Source organism: Emticicia aquatica (genome assembly GCF_923079645.1).
Taxonomy (GTDB): domain Bacteria; phylum Bacteroidota; class Bacteroidia; order Cytophagales; family Spirosomataceae; genus Emticicia; species Emticicia aquatica.
Genome location: NZ_CAKLPY010000001.1, coordinates 224185 through 243340 on the forward strand (window position 1 = coordinate 224185; position 19156 = coordinate 243340).

Here is a 19156-nt window from a genome sequence, read left to right on the forward strand (position 1 = left end):
GAGAAAAAAGAAGAAAAAAGAGAGAAGAAAGCCAAAAGAGATTAAATATTTATTGAGTACAAATACTTATAAATAATTGCGTTAGATTTATTTCATTGATAATTTTGATATGTTTTTAAAAGAAACGTAAACAAAAATTATTCGAAAAAATGAAAAATAAACTTAACGCCTTCGTGGTGTTATCGGCTTTTGCGATAACTACCACTGCATTTGCACAGAAAAAAACGCCTGATTTTGCCAATTATAAGCAGCAAAATATGCTTTTGGCAAAAAAAAACCTTTCTAGTAAACCTGCTCGCATCACTTTTTCTAATGATTATTCTACAAATCCATTAGTCAATCATCGTAATTATAAAGTTCAATTAAGCGAACCACAATCAAAAGTGCTAATTGTTGGGGTTAATTCTGATGATAAATTCAAGAATTACAAGCAAAAAAATCTGCTCACAAAAAATGGATATGAAGTTAAGTTCGGTTCAAAACCGAAACTTGATACAACCACAATGATTGGAGAATAGATAATTGGGTATTCTAAAGCTGACGTTAATCATTTATTTTGCTATTTTATGACATAAAATAACTATTGACTGAACGCTATATTTGATAAAATTAATTTTATCATGAAAAGGCAATTTCTTATCGGTTTTTTGGTCGTAATGGCGTTTGGTTGTACACGAAAGTTACACGTTGAACGTGAACCAAATGTAGCAATAGAAAAGTATCAATCTTATGCTTGGAATAAGCTAGAGGCAACGAAGGCTTCTCATCCTTTTTATCATTCTATTGAACTTAATCAGTTGATAGTTAGGGAAATAGACGTAAGTTTAGCTAAAAAAGGTTTTAGAAGAAATATGATTAATCCTGATTTTTTGGTTGATTTCCATATTTATGTGGAAGAGCAAAAGTTTCAAAATTTAGTCTGTGGAGCAGGTTTTTATCGAGGTGAACGTTTTTTGCCAGAATTAGGACAAAATACTTATTGTGAGAGTCCAGAAATTGTAAACTATGACGATGGAACTCTCATTATTGATGTTGTTGATGCTAGTACTGGTCAATTGGTTTGGCGAGCTTCAATGAGCGATATTATTGATAATCCGAGTTTTGCTGGAGCAATTTTTAGCAAAAAAGTAAAACGCATTTTGAAGAGATTTCCAACACAAAATAAAACTAGAACTCAAGCAAATCAAAGTGACTTTGAAAAGGTGATTTCGATAAAATAGAAGTGTGAAATTTGTGGATTTTAATGATTAAAAAAACAGTCTCGCTTGAGACTGTTTTTTTGTGAAATATAGAAAGATTTCTAGAAAACTATATTTTCATAAACGGAATTCCTAAAAAAGCTTGAATCATGGTAAAGCAAACATAGGCTAAATAAAGAATTGAAAATACCCAAATAGCTTTAATTGAAAAATTAGTAGTATATTTTTTTGAGATTAAAAAACCGAAAAGTGGGATGATTTGCAAAGCATGAATCCCAAAAAAGTGAGCCACTCTCAAATCACCAAAAAGCGTACTCCAGTTTAAAAATAATAAGCCACTTCCACCATCTTCTGCACCAACAGTATGCCTATTTACGCTACTAATGTAACCACCAAAAAAACTAAAAATAACGAAATAAATGAGTCCGATTTTGATACTTAGAGCCAAAGGCATAGGGATTGAATACTCTTTTTGGCGAATAAATGTGATGGCAATTCGCAAGGTTTGAATCGTCAGAACGACAATGAAAATTCCCATTAGAGCATAAATAATTCCACCATAAACAGAAGTGTTATTAAAATGAGAAAGTTGGCCTCTAATGGCTTGAGAAATGATGGCAAATTGTTCAAAACCCAATGAAATGACTGCTAGCCAAGCATATTTTTTTACCTTAATTTGGTCATTTACATAAAAAAGTAAAATTGCCATCGTCCAACTGTAACTCCAAATACTTAGGGCAAATTTGATTGGTTTTATCATTGAATTGACTCCTAAAACAACTTCTTTATTATAGAATGAGTACAAAAATAGGAGCAAAGCAGCTAATAAATTGATAGTGCCGAAGTTGGCTAATAGCTTATTTCTGCGATAAATTTCATTGATTATTTGCATTACTATTGAGCGTTTTAATGGTTTTTATGATTACAAAAATTAAATAACCCATTGGGCCAAACATAAAAGTAAACGGTAAAGCGAGCGTTGCCCACCAACGAGAAATGTTTAATTCTTTGGCTTTTCTAACAATATAAGTTCCAACAAACAAATCAAAGGTTAAGTAATGAAACCAACCAGCTGCAACTGCATTATCATTCTGAAAAAGCTGCTTAACGTTAGCGAGCGTACTAAAACTATCCATTTTAAAATCTCCGATGTCTTTTAAAATCAAATAGCTATAAATGACCGAAAACAATATTAAAATACCATTCAAGATAATGGTTTGGGTAAGCTTCCAGTTGGGAGCAAAAATCAGTAAAATCCAACCTAATAAAATAAAAGAATTACCGAATTGAAAGATTGAAGATGCGTTCATGTTAGTCGATTAGTTTAATAATAAAACTTGTATTATTGGCATTATAAGAAATTTTACATTCGTCATAATCAGGTGCAGAGAATTTTGGACGTACGTTTTGGCTAAAGCCGAATGGCTCTTTTGGAAAACCAATAATATTGGTATCTAGCTGTTTATTGCCATTCAAATCTTGATAAACAGCCAAGGCGTATTCGCCAGTAGGAATGTCTGTCAATGAAAGTGTTGCTTCCCCAATTTTGTTTGGTTTAAATTCTTTGGCAAAGGCAAATTTCTTTTCATCGGGAAACTGATTTTCTTTTTTATAAAAAGCAATTCTTATGACAGAAGTACTTTTTAAGTTGGAGATTTTTAGGTTAAATGCTGTTGCAGATTGAGCATTTGTTTCGTTCAAGCAAAATAAAAATAATAACGAAAAGAATAAATTGGGTTTCATAATTTTGAATGTTAATGTTTCTTTTGCAAAATTCTAAAACCCTCAACACATTTAGCTGTCACATTTGTTACAAAATTATTTTATGGAAATCATTTTCCGTATTCTGCTTAATGATTGCCTTTCGATTCCTAAATATGATGAAAGATACGTAAGTGATATTCGATTAAAAAGGTCGGGACTTCTTTTTAGAAAATTTAGGTAGCGTTCTTCAGCTTTTTCAAAGAGAAAACTTTCTAAACGGGTTTGCTGCATCACTAAAACTTCTTCTGTAACTAAGCGTCCGTATCTTTCGATATTTTTATACAAATCATATCCAGCCTGCATCTCCGAGTATGGTAAATTGACAATTTCGGTTGGTTCGAGGCACTGAAAATAATATTTACTTGGTTTTTGTCTAATAAATGCACCATAATCGGTTGCGTACTCATTTTCTTTGATAAATGAAATCGTGATTTCGTTGCCTTTTTCATCGACATAAAACGAACGTAAAAGTCCTTTAATAACAAAGCCAATGGCAGTTTGAGTTTGTCCTGCACTTAGATAATATTGCTTTGGTTTAAAAACCGAAATAGTTAACTTTTTGCTTACATAGAGCAACTCTTCCTCAGTAATTTCATTACAAATTTGCTTGTAAGATTCAAGATATGTTTTAATTGCTGTTTCCAAATTTACTATTGATTTAACTAAGTTTTTTGATAAAGATATAAAATTTCTTTTATTAGTCTAATTAGCTTCTAAATACACTGGTCAGAAATTTCTTATAAATCTTTTTATTCTAAGGGCATTCTTAGGTTATATTTGTAAAAAACTCTTTCAACCTTGAAAAAACTAACAATAGCCCTTCTTTCTTTTAGCTTTATTGCTTTTCGCAATGATGATTTTAAACCATATACCGAGCATATTCCAGGTTTGCAGCATGGTATTGAAATGCAGTCGATTCCTGCTGGAGAATTTATAATGGGAAGTGCTGAGACCGAAAAAGACCGTAAATCTGATGAAGGACCACAGCATAAGGTAAAAATTGATGCTTTTTGGATGGCAAAATATGAAACTACGTGGGAGCTTTATGAAACATTTTTTAATAAAGAATTAGAGGTAAAAGATGAAAAGAACACTGCCGAAGTTACAAATCGAGTAAATATTGTTGCTCGCCCGACACAACCTTATGTTGAAATGTCGTTTGGGCAAGGCAAAGAAAGTGGTTTTCCTGTTTGCAATGTTACCCAATTTGCTGCTCGTGCATTTTGTAAATGGCTTTATGCCAAAACAGGTAATTTTTATCGTCTTCCTACCGAAGCTGAGTGGGAATATGCGGCTCGTGCTGGTTCAAAAACTACTTTTTATTTTGGGGATGATGCTTCAAAGTTGAAAGAATATGCTTGGTTTTTTGATAATTCAGATGGAGCTTACAAAAAAATTGGGCAATTAAAACCAAATGCTTGGGGGCTTTATGATATGTATGGCAATGTAGCCGAATGGACTTCTGACCTTTATGTTGCAGATTTTTATAATAAACCCGAAGCAGGTAATAATCCTTACGTTAAACCTGCAAACCATTATCCTCATGTGATTCGTGGTGGGCATTGGGACGATGATGCGGATAAATTGCGAAGTGCTTCTCGCCGAACTTCAACCCCTGATTTGAAACAACGTGACCCTCAGATTCCGAAATCAGATTGGTGGTTGACTGACGCACCATTTCTTGGCTTTAGAGTGATAAGACCAGTAAAACAGCCTTCAAAAGAAGAAATTGAAGCCTATTTTGCTCGTCCACCAAAAGATATTCCTTGATATTCAAAGGGTTTAATCATGAAAAAGGGGGTCAAAATTTTGAACCCAATTTTTATTTTTTCCTCAAAATCAATGCACTAATCAACGATACCACGAGTCCAACGGGCATAATTTCCATATAAGTTAAGAAAATTACTCCAAGTGGATTTTTGTACATTTCTTTATAACCTGTCATTTCTGTCTCTTTTGCGGTTAGTTCTGCTTGATTTGCACCAGCAGATTTGGCATTTTGAAGCATTTGGCTAGAATATTTTTCCATGAAATCAGGAATGAAAAAATAGTAATCTATCAGCCAAGCAAGTACATAGATTGAAGACGAAATAAGGGTTATGTAAATGCCAATTTTGAAGGCTATACCGAAAGTAATAAGACCGTTATTGTCTTTATCTCGAAAATTTTTTATACCAACAAAAATTAGAGAAAAAGCCAAAATCATGGCAGTATAACCCAGCAACATATTGCCGTTAAAATTACCAGAGGTATAGCAATAGGCTATCGAACACACCGTGAAGACTGAAATAATTGTACCTGAAATAAGGCCGTTAGTAAGTATGATTTTTTTCATGTTTATGATTTATTTAGAGGACAAAACTGAAAATTTTACCATAATTTTAACTCATACTTTTGAGTGATTTTATCTTCAGAGCTAATTTTCGTCTAAAAAGATTAGTCAATTTATTCAATTAAACTCAACCTTTTGGCTTTTTCAATGGCTTGTGTTCGACGTTTGACATCTAGTTTTTCAAATAGATTCGACGCGTGAGTTTTAATTGTATTTAAGGATACAAATAGTTTTTCGGCAATTTCTTGGTTGCTCAATCCTGTGGACATTAAATGTAAAACTTCCAACTCTCTTTTACTCAAACCAAGTTTTTGAACTTCAATTTCGTTGAGTTTAAATCCTTTTTTGTTCGTGAAAATCTCTTTTTCTATGATTGTAGGTTTGTTAAGTTTGAGAGCAAGCCAGATGCCGAGTGCAGTAAAAAAGAGGGCAATTAAACCAACATAAATTTCAAAACTATGATTGATAATAACGAAATGTAGTTCAATCCATTTCAACAAAAATAACAGAATAGCCAGAGAAAAGCCGTACAAAATAAGGTCTTTATGTTTAGTTAGAAAATTCAATTTTTTTGTTTCAAAAGAATAAAAAAACACAACTTCTTACCAAAGATAAAAAAGTTGTGCAATAAAATCTATTTAATAAACATCAAAAATAACGTCCAATTTTTGGGTGGTCAACTATCATTCTTTTGATTTTTTGATTGTCAATGCTTCCTTGAATGCCATAAACTACTTTTCCTCCTGGTTCGACTAAAAGTGTGTATGGCAAAGCTCCATTCCATTTTGGGTCAATTGCTTCGATGAGTTTGTAAATATCTTCATCTTTAAAAATATAGTTTTTTACGCCAGAATGTTTCTCTTTTAAGAATTTTAAAGCTTTTTCTTTTTTCTCTAATTTATCGGCCGAAACAGATACAAACTCAAAGTCTCTCGCTCCATACATACGATGAATGTCTAGAAAATCAGGGTATTCCATCACACATGGACCGCACCAAGTAGCCCAAACATTAATCAGGCGTAGTTTATCAGAATCATCATTTTTGACGAGCTTTTTAATGCCTTCGGTATCAATTTCTTGGAGTGTTACTGGGCGAGATTGCCAGTTTTTCTCGTTTTTTTCGTTGTATTCTGTTTTCCACGCCCATTTAATTGAACAACCAAATGTTTTAGTTACAGGAGTGGTTACTTCTTTTGCCGCTAAAACTTCATCTAAAGCCCTGCGAAGGTCTTCTGCATTTGCTCCTTTACTTGGGTTTTCAATGGCATCGAGACGGCCATTATATCGCAAAATACGCTGACTATCAAATACAAAAGCGTGTGGTGTGGCTACTGGTCCATATTTAATGGAGGCCGCCTCGGTGTCACCATCGTAGAGATAAGGAAAATTAAATTGCTTTTCTTTGACTCGAACTTTCATGTTGTCAAAATCATCATTGAGGTCAGTATAACCCAATTCTTCTAATAATAATCCATTTGGACTGTTAGGCGAAATGGCAACCACAGCTACTCCTTTGCTTTTATAATCGGTCACAATTTTCTTGATTCTATCTTCGTAAGCTTGTGCCGTTGGACAGTGAGTACAAGTAAAGACAATCAATAAAACTTTTGCTGAAGCAAAATCTTTGAGTGAATAAAATTTGCCGTCATAGTTAGGTAATCTAAAATCTGGAGCTTTTGAGCCAATCGTTAAAGTTGGCGTTTCTTGATGGGGAATCGCTTGAGGGCGAGCTGTAAATTTGGTTTGAGCTTGACAAAATGCACCGACCAAAATCATTATTATTGAAAAAAGAGTTTTCATTATTTGTAAGGTTGAATAGAGAAAAAATAGATTATTGTTTGCCAAAATTATATAAAAATTTAATTAAATAGTGATACTTTTTTAACAATACATAGCAATAAATTGAAGATTTATGATAAATTTGTTTTTTTAATCTTTCAACTCAATAATCTTTTAAATAATGAACTCAAATTTTTCTCGTCGTGATTTTGTGAAAGCATCAGCGGCGGCAGTTGGTGGTATTTCAATGGCTTCGCTACCCATTGAAACCTTTGCTAATTCATCGGTTGACGATACATTAAAAGTTGCCCTTATTGGTTGTGGTGGTCGTGGTACTGGTGCGGCAATGCAAGCATTATCAGTGAAACAAAACGTAAAGCTTGTTGCGATGGCCGATGCGTTTCGTGACCGAATTGATTCTTGCTATCAAAATCTTACGACTGAAAAAGAAGCAGGAAAAGGAGTTAAAAGTCGAGTAGATGTAACAGAAGAACGCAAGTTTGTAGGTTTTGATGGTTACAAACAAGCCATTGCTTTAGCCGATGTTGTTATTTTAACAACGCCTCCAGGTTTTCGTCCAATTCATTTTGAAGAGGCGGTACGTCAGGGAAAACATGTTTTCATGGAAAAACCAGTAGCTACCGATGCTCCAGGTATTCGTAGAGTATTGGCTGCGGCTGAAGAGTCAAAAAAGAAAAATTTGAAAGTTGTGGTTGGTTTACAACGCCATTATCAAAAATCATATTTAGAGACCTACAAAAAAGTTATTGATGAAGGCGTAATTGGCGATATTGTAGCAGCACGCTGCTATTGGAATAATGATGGAGTTTGGGTAAACGAACGCCAAGCCAGCCAAACCGAAATGGAATATCAAATGCGTAACTGGTATTATTTCGTATGGCTTTGTGGTGACCATATTAATGAACAACATATTCATAATATTGATGTAATTAACTGGTTTAAAGGAGGATATCCAACGGAAGCAAGTGGAATGGGCGGCCGTCAGGTGCGTACAGATAAAAAATTTGGGGAAATTTATGACCATCATTATGTTGAATTCAAATATGCCGATGGTATGATTTTATCAAGTTCTTGTCGCCATCAACCTGGTACTGTTTCGGATGTTTCTGAACATTTGATTGGAACAAAAGGTAAAGCAACAGAGGGAAGAATATTTGATTTAAAAGGTAATACAATTTGGCGACACAAAGGCGAAGGTGACGGAAATCCTTATCAAGTTGAGCATGATGTATTATTTGATTGCATCGTGAACAATAAGCCTATTAATGATGCTGAAAGAGGAGCGAAGAGTACAATGACCGCAATTATGGGTCGTATGGCTACTTATTCTGGTAAAAAAGTGAAGTGGGAAGAAGCTTTAAATTCGGATATTAATTTGATGCCTGATACTTATACTTGGGATACACTTCCTAAAACTTTGCCTGATAAAGATGGTTGGTATCAAATTCCGATGCCAGGAAAGACAAGAGCGGTTTAACTAAAAAAGAGGCGAATTGATAATATGAATCATTATATTACCAATTCGCCTCTTTTTTATTGATTATTTTAACAATTCTCCGCTCAAACGCATCAATTGTAGTTCTGAGATTTTAATATTATAACGAGCATTTGTCAAACGATTCAATGAAGTATTAAGGCTTCTTTGTGCTTCGTTTAATTCTAAGATTGTTGAGCCGCCTAACTTAAATTTCTCCAAAGATATTTTTAAATTTTCTTCTGCAACTTCGTTATTTTCTACTTCCAATTTCAGTAATTCTTTATCAGTTTGGTATTGATTGTAAGCACGTACTAAGTCTGACTCCAATTGAACCCATAAATCCTCTTCTTGTTTTCTTAAGATTTCAGTATTTATTTTTGAAACTTGAATCTGACGGCGAGTAATTTCTCCATTGAAGATATTCCAAGTTGCAGCCAAACCGACGTTTAAACCAACGTTCTGGTTATAAAGAAATAAACCTGCATTGGTTTTACTTAATGAATAACCAAATGAACTATTGAGCGAAACTCTTGGTAATTTTAGTGCAGCAACTTCTTTTTGTGTTATCAAACTGATGTCGGTCGCTTTTCTTAAATATTGAAGGTTTCGATTGGCCGTTCTTGCTTGACTTTTGAGAGCATCAGTATTTGGGTCAAACATAATTCCAATCAACTCTTGTACATCAAAATCAAGGTCAGGTTGTCTTACAAGTACATTATTAAGACTGATTTTTGCATTTTTTAATGCATTTTTAGCTTGTACTAATTGCGTAATTTGGGTGTTTAGTTCAGTTTTCGATTGTAAATAATCAAGTTTTGAGCCTTTACCAAATTCCCAACGTTGTTCAGTGATGGTTAATCTTTCTTCATAATATTTGATAACCGTTTGCAAAAAAGCTACTGTTTGCTTTTGTCGCATGACTTCGTAATATGCTTGCATAACGCTAATAATGGTATTTTCCATCATTTGTTGCGTTTGTAATTGACTCAATTGACTTTGACTTTTCAGGCGGTCTAATGTTGCGTACATTTTTTTTCCGTCATATAATGTCCAAGTCATTGCTACGTTTGTAGTTGGCGTATAGCTTTTTCCAAAACGATTGGTTTCATTACCGTTTGATAGCTTTTGATTTACTTCATTGAAAGCTGTACCCATGTTGGCATTCAAATCAACTTTTGGCATCATGCCAGCGTTTCCTTTAAATACTTGAATATCAGCCACTTCTTGTTGCATTTTGGCAACTTTTATATCATAACTTCTTTCAAGGGCAGTTCCTATGGCATTTTCTAAAGTCAAAATTTCTTGAGCTTTTACAACAACAGGAGATAACAATAGCAATAAAAAATATTTTTTCATAAACAAATGATAATTATTGAGCAATCGGCTGATAGCCATTTATTTATACTAATTCAGCTTCATTGGCAATTTCTTCGATTTTTTTCATACGTTCAAAATCTTTATTACGAGACAAGAAAGTATAAATCGCAGGAATTACATATAAAGTAAGCACTAAAGAGAATAGTAAACCGCCCATAATAACGATACCCATTGCCATTCTACTTTTCCCAGCCGAACCCAATGCAAATGCAATTGGCGATGCCCCCAAAACGGTTGCAAAACTTGTCATCAAGATTGGACGGAAACGCATGGATGCTGCTTCAATGGCAGCTTCTCTGATTTCCATGCCTTTTTCACGTAATTGATTGGCAAATTCAACAATTAAGATACCATTTTTGGTAACAAGCCCAATGAGCATAATCATACCGATTTGGCTAAAAATATTGAGTGTTTGATTGAAATACCACAATGAAAATACAGCACCCGCAATTGCCAATGGAACTGTAAGCATGATAATGAATGGGTCAACAAAACTTTCAAATTGAGCAGAAAGAATTAGATAAACTAATACCAAAGCCAAAAGGAACATATAAAGCGTATTAGATGAACTTTCAGAAAAATCTCTTGATGAACCAGATAATGCAGTTCTGATAACATCGTCGGCCATTTTATCACGAATTTTGTCCATCGCTTTAATACCGTCGCCAATGGTTTTTCCAGGAGCTAAACCTGCCGAAACCGTAGCACTCATATAACGGTTGAAGTGATATAGCTGTGGCGGACTACTTTCTTCATTGATTTTAACAATATTGTCTAATTGAATGATTTCGCCGCGATTATTTTTTACATAAGAATTCTTTAAGTCTAAAGGTTCATCACGATTTGCACGGTCAAATTGACCAATAACTTGGTATTGACGGCCATTCATTGTGAAATATCCGAAGCGTTGTCCTGCAAAAGCTAGTTGCATGGTTTGAGCAACGTCGGTTACCGAAACGCCCATACTTTTTGCTTTTTCACGGTCAATACTAACTTCGAGTTCGGGTTTATTAAATTTAAGGTTCAAATCCGAAACCATAAAAGTAGGGTCTTTGGCCACTTCTTCCATAAACTTTGGTACGTATTGTCGAAGACGCTCAAAATCAGGAGCTTGAATAACATATTGTACAGGCAATCCACCTCTTCTATCTAAAGAAATAGTTTCTTGTTGAAGTACAAAAGCCCTTGCATCAGGCATTTTTTTAGTGATTTTGGTAACTTGGTCAGCAATTTGCTGTTGTGTACGTTTTCTGTCTTGTGGGTCGTTTAGAACCAACCTTGTAAAACCTGTGTTGGCCGCTCCCGAACCTGAAAAACCAGGTGCTGTCATTGTTACGATAACGTTCGCTTCAGGAACAGAATCTCGGATGGTTTTACCAAGTTTCTGAATATAATTATCGGTAAACTCAAATGAAGAGCCTTCTGGAGCAGTAATTTGCAAACGCATTGCACTTCTGTCATCGAGTGGAGCTAGTTCTTGTTGAAGGTCTTTGCCAAAATACCAAGTTATAACGAAAGTAACCAAAACTAGCGGTATTGCCACCCAACGAATATTCATAAAACTTGTCAAACGGATTTTATAGCCATCAATCATACTTACAAAGAAAGGCTCAGTCATTTCGTAGAAGCGGCTATGTTTTTGGTCTTTTCTAACCAAATAAGCATTCAACATTGGGGTTAAAGTCAATGAAACGAAAGCTGAAATCAAAACGGCGGCGGCTAAAACAATACCAAATTCTCTGAAAAGTTTTCCAACAAAACCTTCCATAAATATAACTGGCAAGAACACAGAGGCTAAGGTAATCGAAGTAGAAAGTACGGCAAACATGATTTCATTTGAGCCTTTAATTGCGGCCTCAATTGGTTTCATGCCTTCTTCAATTTTCTTGTAAATATTTTCGGTTACTACAATACCGTCATCAACCACAAGACCTGTTGCTAAAACAATGGCGAGTAGGGTTAATACATTCACCGAAAAACCAAACAAATACATAAAGAAGAATGTACCAATAAGAGAAACGGGAATGTCAATCAAAGGACGAACTGCAATAATCCAATCACGGAAAAACAAGAAAATAATGATAACAACCAATCCAATGGCAATCAAAAGAGTTTCGCCGACTTCTTCAACCGAACGTTTGATAAAAATAGTATTATCAGACATTAATTCCATTCGGTAATCTTTTGGAAGTTCTTTTTTGATTTCAGCCAAACGGTTTTGTACTTGTTTTGAAATCTCTAAATAGTTAGCTCCAGGCTGAGGAACAATGGCCAAACCTATGGATGGCGTACCATTGATACGCATCACAGTTTCTTCATTTTCGGCACCAAGCTCTGCACTACCAATATCTTTAAAACGAATAATTTTTTCGCCTACAGTTTTTACAATTAGGTTATTAAAATCGTCTTCTCCCTTAAATCTACCTATTGTTTTTACAGTTAATTCGGTATTATCTCCAGCCAGTTTCCCACTTGGAAGTTCTACATTTTCACGGTCAAGGGCTAGTTTTACGTCTTGGGTTGTTACACCTTGGGCTGCCAATTTATTTGGATCCATCCATAATCTCATTGAAAACTTTTTCTGTCCCCAAATCATTACTTGGCTAATTCCTTGAATCGTTTGTAAGCGTTGAGCAACAACGTTTTCTGCATAGTCACTAATTTCCATGTGGCTTCTAATATCCGACTGCAACATCATACTCATGATTGGGTCTGAGTTGGCATCAGCTTTAGAAACAGTTGGAGGGCCGTCAATATCTTGTGGTAATTGACGAACGGCACTAGAAACTTTATCACGAACGTCGTTGGCGGCGGTTTCCATATCCACGCCAATTTCAAATTCGATGGTAATTTGACTTGAACCGTTATTAGAAGAAGAATTTATTGATTTGATACCCTCAATTGCATTAAGTGCTTTTTCGAGTGGCTCAGTAATTTGTGATTCGATGATGTCGGAATTTGCACCAACATAATTGGTACGAACCGAAACTACAGGCGGGTCAATGGATGGATACTCTCGTACACCCAAAAATGTATAGCCAATTGCCCCAAACAAAATGATGAGTAGGTTCATCACGATGGCTAATACAGGTCGTTTGATAGAAATAGTTGAGATTGACATTTTAGTCGATGGTCAATGGTCGATAGACCGTAAGTTTATTCGGTTTTGAACTGGCAATCAATTACTTATTTGAAGCTCCTTTTATTTTCACTGGGGAATCTTTCTTTAGAGCCATAATTCCACTTACAATGAGAGAATCGCCCACCGAAAGTCCGCTCGAAACTTGGATTTTCTTGTCGGTGCGTAAGCCTGTTTCTACCATTATTTCGCTGGCTTTTCCATCTTTTACTACATATACTTTCTTTCCTTTCAAAATTGGAACAATAGCTTCTGTAGGAATCATAATAGCCTTAGAAATATCCAAATCAACAGTTACTCTCACAAACATCCCTGGTACAAGTCTATCTGCTGGATTTTTGGCTAATGCACGAAGTTTTAATGTACGTAAATTTGGGTCAATTTTTGGGTCGATTGCTACCACATTTGCATAAAATGCACCTGGTTGTCCTTCAACTTCAAATTTCACGCCTCGACCTACTTTTATAAGAGTAGAATATTTTTCGGGAACAGTAAAATCAATTTTAACAGGATTAGTCTGTACGAGTGTAGCAAGGCTAGTTGTTGGTGTAACATAAGCACCTTGACTTACATTTTTCAAGCCAATTTTACCTGCAAATGGAGCTTTCAATACAGTTTTTTCGAGATTTGCCTGAATCAATTCTTTGTCTGCGTTGAGGGTATTGATTTTATTAGCTGTAATTTCATATTCTTCTTTACTGATGGCATTGATGTCCAATAATTTTTTCTGACGAGCTTCCGTTTGCTTTGCCAATTCAATCTCAAAATTTAATTTCTTGAGTTGAGCCTGTAAATCAGTATCTTTAATTTGAGCAATTATTTGTCCTGCTGCTACTCGGCTTCCTTCTTTGATGTTGAGCACTGTGATTCTACCAGAAGCTTCTGCTCGTAATTCTATCTCCTCATTTGGAAAAATTGTTCCAGAAGAAGTAATAACGTTGTCAAGATTTTCAAGTTTTACAACAAAAACATTGACAGCAACTGGTGGGGCGAAAGGTTTCGTATCTTTGCCATCTTTACCTTTTTCGCCACCTTTGGGTGCAGAAGCAGCAGCACCGCCTCCTCCTTGTGGACCTTCTGTAGGTTTTTTAAATAAAAATATTTTGCCAAGTACTAAGACCGCAACAACAGCAATGATTATCAGAATTGTACGCATATTGAACCTTGATTTGGGGATTTTCTAAATAATGAATAGGATAAATATAGTATTTAAACACAAAAATAACCTTAACGGTTACGATAATAAAAGATTTTGTTATCTATTAAAAAAATAAGCGACATAAAAGTAATTTTTGCCGACTATTTAAGAGAAATGTGGGGTTGTTGGAAACATCAAAATGCCAAATATAAGCCCTAAATTGAGAAAGGTTTTTATGAAAACGAAATATTTTATTATAAATTTGTTTTTTATAAAATTCCAAACTTTACATAATGAAACAACTTTACCTTTTACTTTTGCTGAATCTTACTTCTTTAAGCCTTTTTGCACAACAAACTACTATGCCTGCGATTTGTAAAAATCCTCCTGAGGGCTATTCCTTAGGTGGTAGCTTTACTGTTTCTCTTCAATTTGCTTGTTTAGATTTTACAGATAATAAGGCTACTTTTTTTGCTTTAAATCCTTTATCCCCAAGTGGTGATAAACTAAGTAACCTTGGTTATATTTTCAACTTTAAAGATGGAGATAATCTTATTTTACCCATTTCATTACAAACCTCCACTACCGTTTCAGAACCTGGTACTTATTGGATATTACAATATGGTAATGAAAAAGGAAATGCTTATATTACTTGTAAATCAGTTGAAGTGATTAAAACCGAACAGCCTGATTTTGATTTAATAGTTTGTGGAGAAAATAGCGTAACGGTTACTTTTTTGGATACCCCCAAAAACAAAACTCATGGTAGATACAGTATAGTATGGGGAGACGGAATACAAAACGTTTCACCGGTAAATATTAGCCTCCCTTATTCTATGACTCATACTTATCCAAGTGTTCCAATCATACACCCCTATATTGTAACAGAATATACCCGAGGTTCTACAAATTTTACAGTTTGCCAGAGTTCTCCTATTGAATTTAATTATCAAAATACCTTAACGCCTAAGATAACTAAATTTGAGACGAATAACTCCGTTAGTCAAATAAAAATGGAACATCTTGGTATGAAATCATATAAGTTATTAGCACAGAAAAAAGGGGAAACATCTTGGAGTTTGGTTGGAGATACTGATGGTTTTACTAATACCTTCATGGGCTTAGATTTATCAAAAATCTATTATTTTAAATTAAGCAGAAAAGATGATATTTGCCAACGTGCTATTGAGTCAGATACTGTTAGCAATATAAATCTTGCTTTTGAATATCCCAACAAAATTTCTTGGAATAGCATAGATGATATTTCATCTCTAAAAGAGAAAATAGAATATAGACTTCAACGATATTACCCGAATGTCAGCCCAACAATAAAAACGCTTGATTTTAAACAAACAAATTATTTATTTTCAGAGAATGAATTTGAGGGTTTCTATAATAACTCCTTTAGAATTGCAGTTAAAACCAGCAATGTAGAAATCCTTTCAAATATTTTCACTCTACCTCCACTAAGTATTGAAAATGATACCTATAATAGTGTCAGTATCTACCCAAATCCAATTGAAGAAATCATTCAATTTAATAGCATATTTCAACTAAAAACTGCTGAAATTGTAGATTTACAAGGTAAAGTTGTTGAAAATCAAGCAATTGAAGAAAATCATATTTCGGTAAAAAACTTGCCCAAAGGCAAATATATCTTGCGTTTGTATAACCAAGAAAAGAAACTAATTGTCAATAAAACGATTGTGAAAATGTGAGGTATTACAAAAAATACCTTATGCCAAACTCATAACCTTTTACTCCGAGACCTGTAATCATTCCTTTGCAGACCCTTGTTAGGTATGAATGATGGCGGAATTCCTCACGGGTATGAATATTTGAAATGTGAACCTCAACTGCAGGCGTTTTTACTGCTGAAAGTGCATCGGCAATTGCAATAGAAGTATGAGTATAAGCTCCTGCATTAATCACAATTCCTGCGAATTCGGTTTCTCCGTAGCCAATTTCATGGATTTTATCAATAATTGCTCCTTCGTGGTTCGATTGAAAATAATGGAGCAATATGTCAGGGAAAAGAGCTTTTAATTCTTCAAAATAAGCCTCAAAAGTTAAACTTCCATAAATATGTGGTTCACGTTTTCCTAATAAATTAAGATTTGGCCCGTTGATTATGATGATATTTTTTGACATAAAATGAAAGTATAGAGATAAAACACTTATTTTGTCATAAAATTAGTGTTTTCTTTTATGAATTGGGAAATCTACATTCAACATTTTAAAAACTTCCTTCGTTTGGAGCGTTCGATGTCCGAAAACTCTATTGAAGCGTATATCCATGATGTTGAAAAATTGAGCCAATTTTCCGAAATTTCGCAGCATCAGCCTACTCCTGAAAGTATAAGCGAACGAGATATTATGGATTTTTTGGAATATTTGGGAGAATTCGGAATATCAGCAACTTCACAGGCCAGAATTCTTTCTGGAATAAAGTCTTTTTATAAATATTTGGCTATCGAAAATTTGATTCAAATTGACCCCACGCAATTGATTGAATCGCCAAAAATTGGTCGAAAATTGCCTGATACTTTATCATTTCCCGAAATTGAATCGATGTTAGATATGATTGACCTCTCAACGCCTGAAGGTACGAGGAATAGAGCAATTTTGGAGGTTTTGTATAGTTGTGGAATGCGGGTATCTGAACTGATTGAATTGAAAATGACTAATTGTTATTTTGATATTGGATTCGTAAGAGTTGTTGGAAAAGGACAAAAAGTTAGGCTCATCCCGATTGGTCGAGATGCGATTAAATACACAAAAATTTACTTAGAAAGTATCAGAAATCACCAAGATGTAAACCCCGAATCAGAAGACATTGTATTCTTGAATCGTCGAGGAAAACAACTTTCCAGAGTAATGATTTTCTTGATAATCAAAGCATTAGCCGAACGAGCGGGCATTCAAAAGAATATTTCTCCGCATACATTTAGGCATTCGTTTGCCACACACCTCATTGAAGGTGGAGCTGACTTGCGAGCTGTTCAAGAAATGCTTGGGCACGAATCAATCACAACAACTGAGATTTATACGCACCTCGACCGAGTATTTTTACAAGAAACAATGGCAAGTTATCATCCAAGAGAAAGTAGTAAAAATCATTATCATCGAAAACAAAATTAATTGACCAAAGCGATTCGAAAATTTATGGCAGATAAAATAGTTACACTTACCGTCAATCCAGCAATTGATAAAAGTACGAAGTTTTCGGGTTTGGTAGCCGAACAGAAAATTCGTTGTGAAAATCCGCACTTCGATGCGGGTGGGGGAGGAGTCAATGTCTCGAAAGCGATTGCTCGTTTGGGAGGAAAATCAGAAGCGATTTTTACCGCTGGTGGGCCTTCTGGAGAGCTTTTACAAGATTTGTTAAAAAAAGAAGCAATTGATTATCAGGTAATTAAGACTAAAAACTGGACAAGAGAAAATTTTATAGCTGTAGATTCATTAACCAATGCTCAATATCGTTTTGGAATGCCAGGAGCGGTGATTTTGCCAGAAGAAGCTAACGGAATTTTGAAACTGATTGAGCAATTAAGTCCAACTTATTTGGTGGCGAGTGGTAGCCTTTCAGAAGGATTAGGAGATGATTTCTACGAAAAAGTAGCGGCAGTTTCTCGTAAAATTGGTTCAAAATTAATCATTGATACATCTGGCGAGCCTCTCCAAAAAGCCATTGATGAAGGCGTTTATTTGTTAAAACCAAATCTAGGAGAATTGGCAAAATTGGTTGGTAGCAATGTTCTCGAAATCGACCAAGTTGATGAAGCAGCTCGTGAAATAATAGCCAAAGGTGGTTGTGAAATCGTGGTTGTTTCGCTCGGGCCACAAGGAGCGGTTTTGGTTTCAAAAGATATTTGTGAGCACATTCCCGCACCTTCTGTACAGAAAAAAAGTACTGTTGGAGCGGGCGATAGTATGGTTGGCGGCATGGTTTGGGCTTTATCACAAGGGAAAAGTTTGCAAGAAATGTTGCGATGGGGAGTGGCGTGTGGCTCGGCAGCGACAATGAATGAAGGGACACAATTGTTCAAAAAAGAAGATGCAGAAAGACTCTTCGGATGGCTTAATAGTTACGGAGAAAAGTATGGAAAAAAGGCTTGATTTTTCGAGAAATTGTCAATTTTATAAAACTTTAGTTTAATTTAAAGATGAAAAACATCCCTTTTTTCTTTGTATTCTTCATTTCTTTTTTCCTTTTGGGTAAATCAATTTCGGCACAAATCATTCATTCTCACAACGATTATGAACAAAAACAGCCATTTTTTGCAGCTTATAACTTAGGTTTTGATTCGATTGAAGCCGATTTGTATTTGAAAGATGGGGAACTTTGTGTAGCCCATGACCAAAAAGACGTTTCGACCGACCGAACTTTAAAAAAGCTTTATATTGAGCCATTATTGACCAAAATTAAAGAAAACGGTGGTTATCCATATTCCAATAAAAAATCTTTGCAGTTATTGTTAGATTTGAAAAAAGACGGAAAAGATATTTTGAAAGTTTTATACAAAGAACTTAAACCTTATCAAAAAGAACTTCGTCATGTAACGATTAGCATTAGCGGCGATATGCCTCCGCCCGATGAATTTGAAAATTATGATAAAATGTTCTTTTTTGATGGCAGAAAAAACCTGATTTATTCCAAAAAAGCCTTTAAAAAAGTGTCGTTGGTGAGTGCAAGTTTCTTGGATTTTGGCAAATATTGGACAGGAAAAATGCCTTTGTCGGATGATGTTTCTGAGAAAATCCGTATTTTTGTTGAGGAGATGCACGCTAAAAATAAAAAAGTAAGAATTTGGGGAACCCCCAATACGACTTTGGCTTATGAAACTTTGCAGAAGCTAAAAGTAGATATTATTGGTACGGATGATTTGGCATTGCTAAGAAATTTTATAGATAATCCGAAATGATTTTA

General features: G+C 34.8%; 19 protein-coding genes. 8 read left to right on the top strand and 11 right to left on the bottom strand.

Annotated features, from left to right (window positions below; genetic code table 11):
- Positions 1 to 149 precede the first annotated feature (149 nt).
- Positions 150 to 518: a hypothetical protein gene (locus MJQ71_RS00880; RefSeq protein ID WP_238803831.1), complete on the top strand. Its 369-nt coding sequence runs from the start codon at positions 150 to 152 to the stop codon at positions 516 to 518.
- A gap of 102 nt (positions 519 to 620) precedes the next feature.
- Positions 621 to 1220, top strand: a complete 600-nt coding sequence (locus MJQ71_RS00885; protein ID WP_238803832.1) for a DUF4136 domain-containing protein — start codon at positions 621 to 623, stop codon at positions 1218 to 1220.
- An 88-nt stretch (positions 1221 to 1308) separates the two neighbouring features.
- On the opposite strand, the gene MJQ71_RS00890 is transcribed toward MJQ71_RS00885, so the two are convergent.
- The 4 genes from MJQ71_RS00890 to MJQ71_RS00905 form a co-directional block, all read right to left on the bottom strand.
- Positions 1309 to 2091 carry a hypothetical protein gene (locus MJQ71_RS00890; RefSeq protein WP_238803833.1) on the bottom strand — a complete coding sequence of 261 codons (783 nt, stop codon included), beginning with the start codon at positions 2089 to 2091 and terminating at the stop codon, positions 1309 to 1311.
- On the bottom strand, positions 2075 to 2509 hold the full coding sequence (locus MJQ71_RS00895; protein WP_238803834.1) for an ABA4-like family protein: 435 nt from the start codon (positions 2507 to 2509) through the stop codon (positions 2075 to 2077). Before MJQ71_RS00895 ends, MJQ71_RS00890 begins: the two co-directional genes overlap by 17 nt.
- Before the next feature lies 1 nt (position 2510).
- Positions 2511 to 2942, bottom strand: a complete 432-nt coding sequence (locus MJQ71_RS00900; protein ID WP_238803835.1) for a DUF2141 domain-containing protein — start codon at positions 2940 to 2942, stop codon at positions 2511 to 2513.
- A 75-nt stretch (positions 2943 to 3017) separates the two neighbouring features.
- Positions 3018 to 3608 carry a Crp/Fnr family transcriptional regulator gene (locus tag MJQ71_RS00905; protein WP_238803836.1) on the bottom strand — a complete coding sequence of 197 codons (591 nt, stop codon included), beginning with the start codon at positions 3606 to 3608 and terminating at the stop codon, positions 3018 to 3020.
- A gap of 153 nt (positions 3609 to 3761) precedes the next feature.
- On the opposite strand from MJQ71_RS00905, the gene MJQ71_RS00910 reads away from it, so the two are divergent.
- The gene (locus MJQ71_RS00910; RefSeq protein WP_238803837.1) at positions 3762 to 4733 is read left to right on the top strand and encodes a formylglycine-generating enzyme family protein; all 972 of its coding nucleotides are present in this window, start codon (positions 3762 to 3764) and stop codon (positions 4731 to 4733) included.
- A 52-nt stretch (positions 4734 to 4785) separates the two neighbouring features.
- On the opposite strand, the gene MJQ71_RS00915 is transcribed toward MJQ71_RS00910, so the two are convergent.
- From MJQ71_RS00915 to MJQ71_RS00925, 3 genes are all read right to left on the bottom strand, one after another.
- Entirely contained in the window at positions 4786 to 5298 is a 513-nt protein-coding gene (locus tag MJQ71_RS00915) for a DUF4199 domain-containing protein (protein ID WP_238803838.1), read from the bottom strand.
- A 110-nt stretch (positions 5299 to 5408) separates the two neighbouring features.
- Positions 5409 to 5861: a response regulator transcription factor gene (locus MJQ71_RS00920; RefSeq protein WP_238803839.1), complete on the bottom strand. Its 453-nt coding sequence runs from the start codon at positions 5859 to 5861 to the stop codon at positions 5409 to 5411.
- Between the two features lie 82 nt (positions 5862 to 5943).
- Positions 5944 to 7095, bottom strand: a complete 1152-nt coding sequence (locus MJQ71_RS00925; RefSeq protein WP_238803840.1) for a redoxin domain-containing protein — start codon at positions 7093 to 7095, stop codon at positions 5944 to 5946.
- A gap of 160 nt (positions 7096 to 7255) precedes the next feature.
- On the opposite strand from MJQ71_RS00925, the gene MJQ71_RS00930 reads away from it, so the two are divergent.
- Positions 7256 to 8572: a Gfo/Idh/MocA family oxidoreductase gene (locus MJQ71_RS00930; protein ID WP_238803841.1), complete on the top strand. Its 1317-nt coding sequence runs from the start codon at positions 7256 to 7258 to the stop codon at positions 8570 to 8572.
- Positions 8573 to 8635: 63 nt separating this feature from the next.
- Here the strand turns inward: MJQ71_RS00930 and MJQ71_RS00935 are convergent, their stop codons facing one another.
- The 3 genes from MJQ71_RS00935 to MJQ71_RS00945 all read right to left on the bottom strand — a co-directional run bounded on the left by MJQ71_RS00935 (position 8636) and on the right by MJQ71_RS00945 (position 14244).
- Complete coding sequence (locus MJQ71_RS00935) at positions 8636 to 9928, bottom strand: TolC family protein (protein ID WP_238803842.1); 1293 nt, start codon at positions 9926 to 9928, stop codon at positions 8636 to 8638.
- Positions 9929 to 9971: 43 nt separating this feature from the next.
- Entirely contained in the window at positions 9972 to 13070 is a 3099-nt protein-coding gene (locus MJQ71_RS00940; RefSeq protein ID WP_238803843.1) for an efflux RND transporter permease subunit, read from the bottom strand.
- A gap of 61 nt (positions 13071 to 13131) precedes the next feature.
- Positions 13132 to 14244: an efflux RND transporter periplasmic adaptor subunit gene (locus MJQ71_RS00945; protein ID WP_238803844.1), complete on the bottom strand. Its 1113-nt coding sequence runs from the start codon at positions 14242 to 14244 to the stop codon at positions 13132 to 13134.
- Between the two features lie 275 nt (positions 14245 to 14519).
- Between MJQ71_RS00945 and MJQ71_RS00950 the strand changes: the two genes are divergently transcribed.
- Positions 14520 to 15944 carry a T9SS type A sorting domain-containing protein gene (locus tag MJQ71_RS00950; protein WP_238803845.1) on the top strand — a complete coding sequence of 475 codons (1425 nt, stop codon included), beginning with the start codon at positions 14520 to 14522 and terminating at the stop codon, positions 15942 to 15944.
- A gap of 4 nt (positions 15945 to 15948) precedes the next feature.
- Here the strand turns inward: MJQ71_RS00950 and aroQ are convergent, their stop codons facing one another.
- Positions 15949 to 16377 carry a type II 3-dehydroquinate dehydratase gene (gene aroQ / locus MJQ71_RS00955; RefSeq protein ID WP_238803846.1) on the bottom strand — a complete coding sequence of 143 codons (429 nt, stop codon included), beginning with the start codon at positions 16375 to 16377 and terminating at the stop codon, positions 15949 to 15951.
- A 57-nt stretch (positions 16378 to 16434) separates the two neighbouring features.
- Between aroQ and xerD the strand changes: the two genes are divergently transcribed.
- The 3 genes from xerD to MJQ71_RS00970 are packed head-to-tail and all read left to right on the top strand — an operon-like array spanning position 16435 to position 19151.
- On the top strand, positions 16435 to 17367 hold the full coding sequence (gene xerD / locus MJQ71_RS00960) for a site-specific tyrosine recombinase XerD (protein WP_238803847.1): 933 nt from the start codon (positions 16435 to 16437) through the stop codon (positions 17365 to 17367).
- 24 nt (positions 17368 to 17391) lie between these two features.
- The gene (locus MJQ71_RS00965; RefSeq protein ID WP_238803848.1) at positions 17392 to 18345 is read left to right on the top strand and encodes a 1-phosphofructokinase family hexose kinase; all 954 of its coding nucleotides are present in this window, start codon (positions 17392 to 17394) and stop codon (positions 18343 to 18345) included.
- 47 nt (positions 18346 to 18392) lie between these two features.
- Positions 18393 to 19151 (top strand): PI-PLC domain-containing protein, encoded by a 759-nt coding sequence (locus MJQ71_RS00970; protein ID WP_238803849.1) that lies wholly within the window; start codon positions 18393 to 18395, stop codon positions 19149 to 19151.
- Positions 19152 to 19156 lie beyond the last annotated feature (5 nt).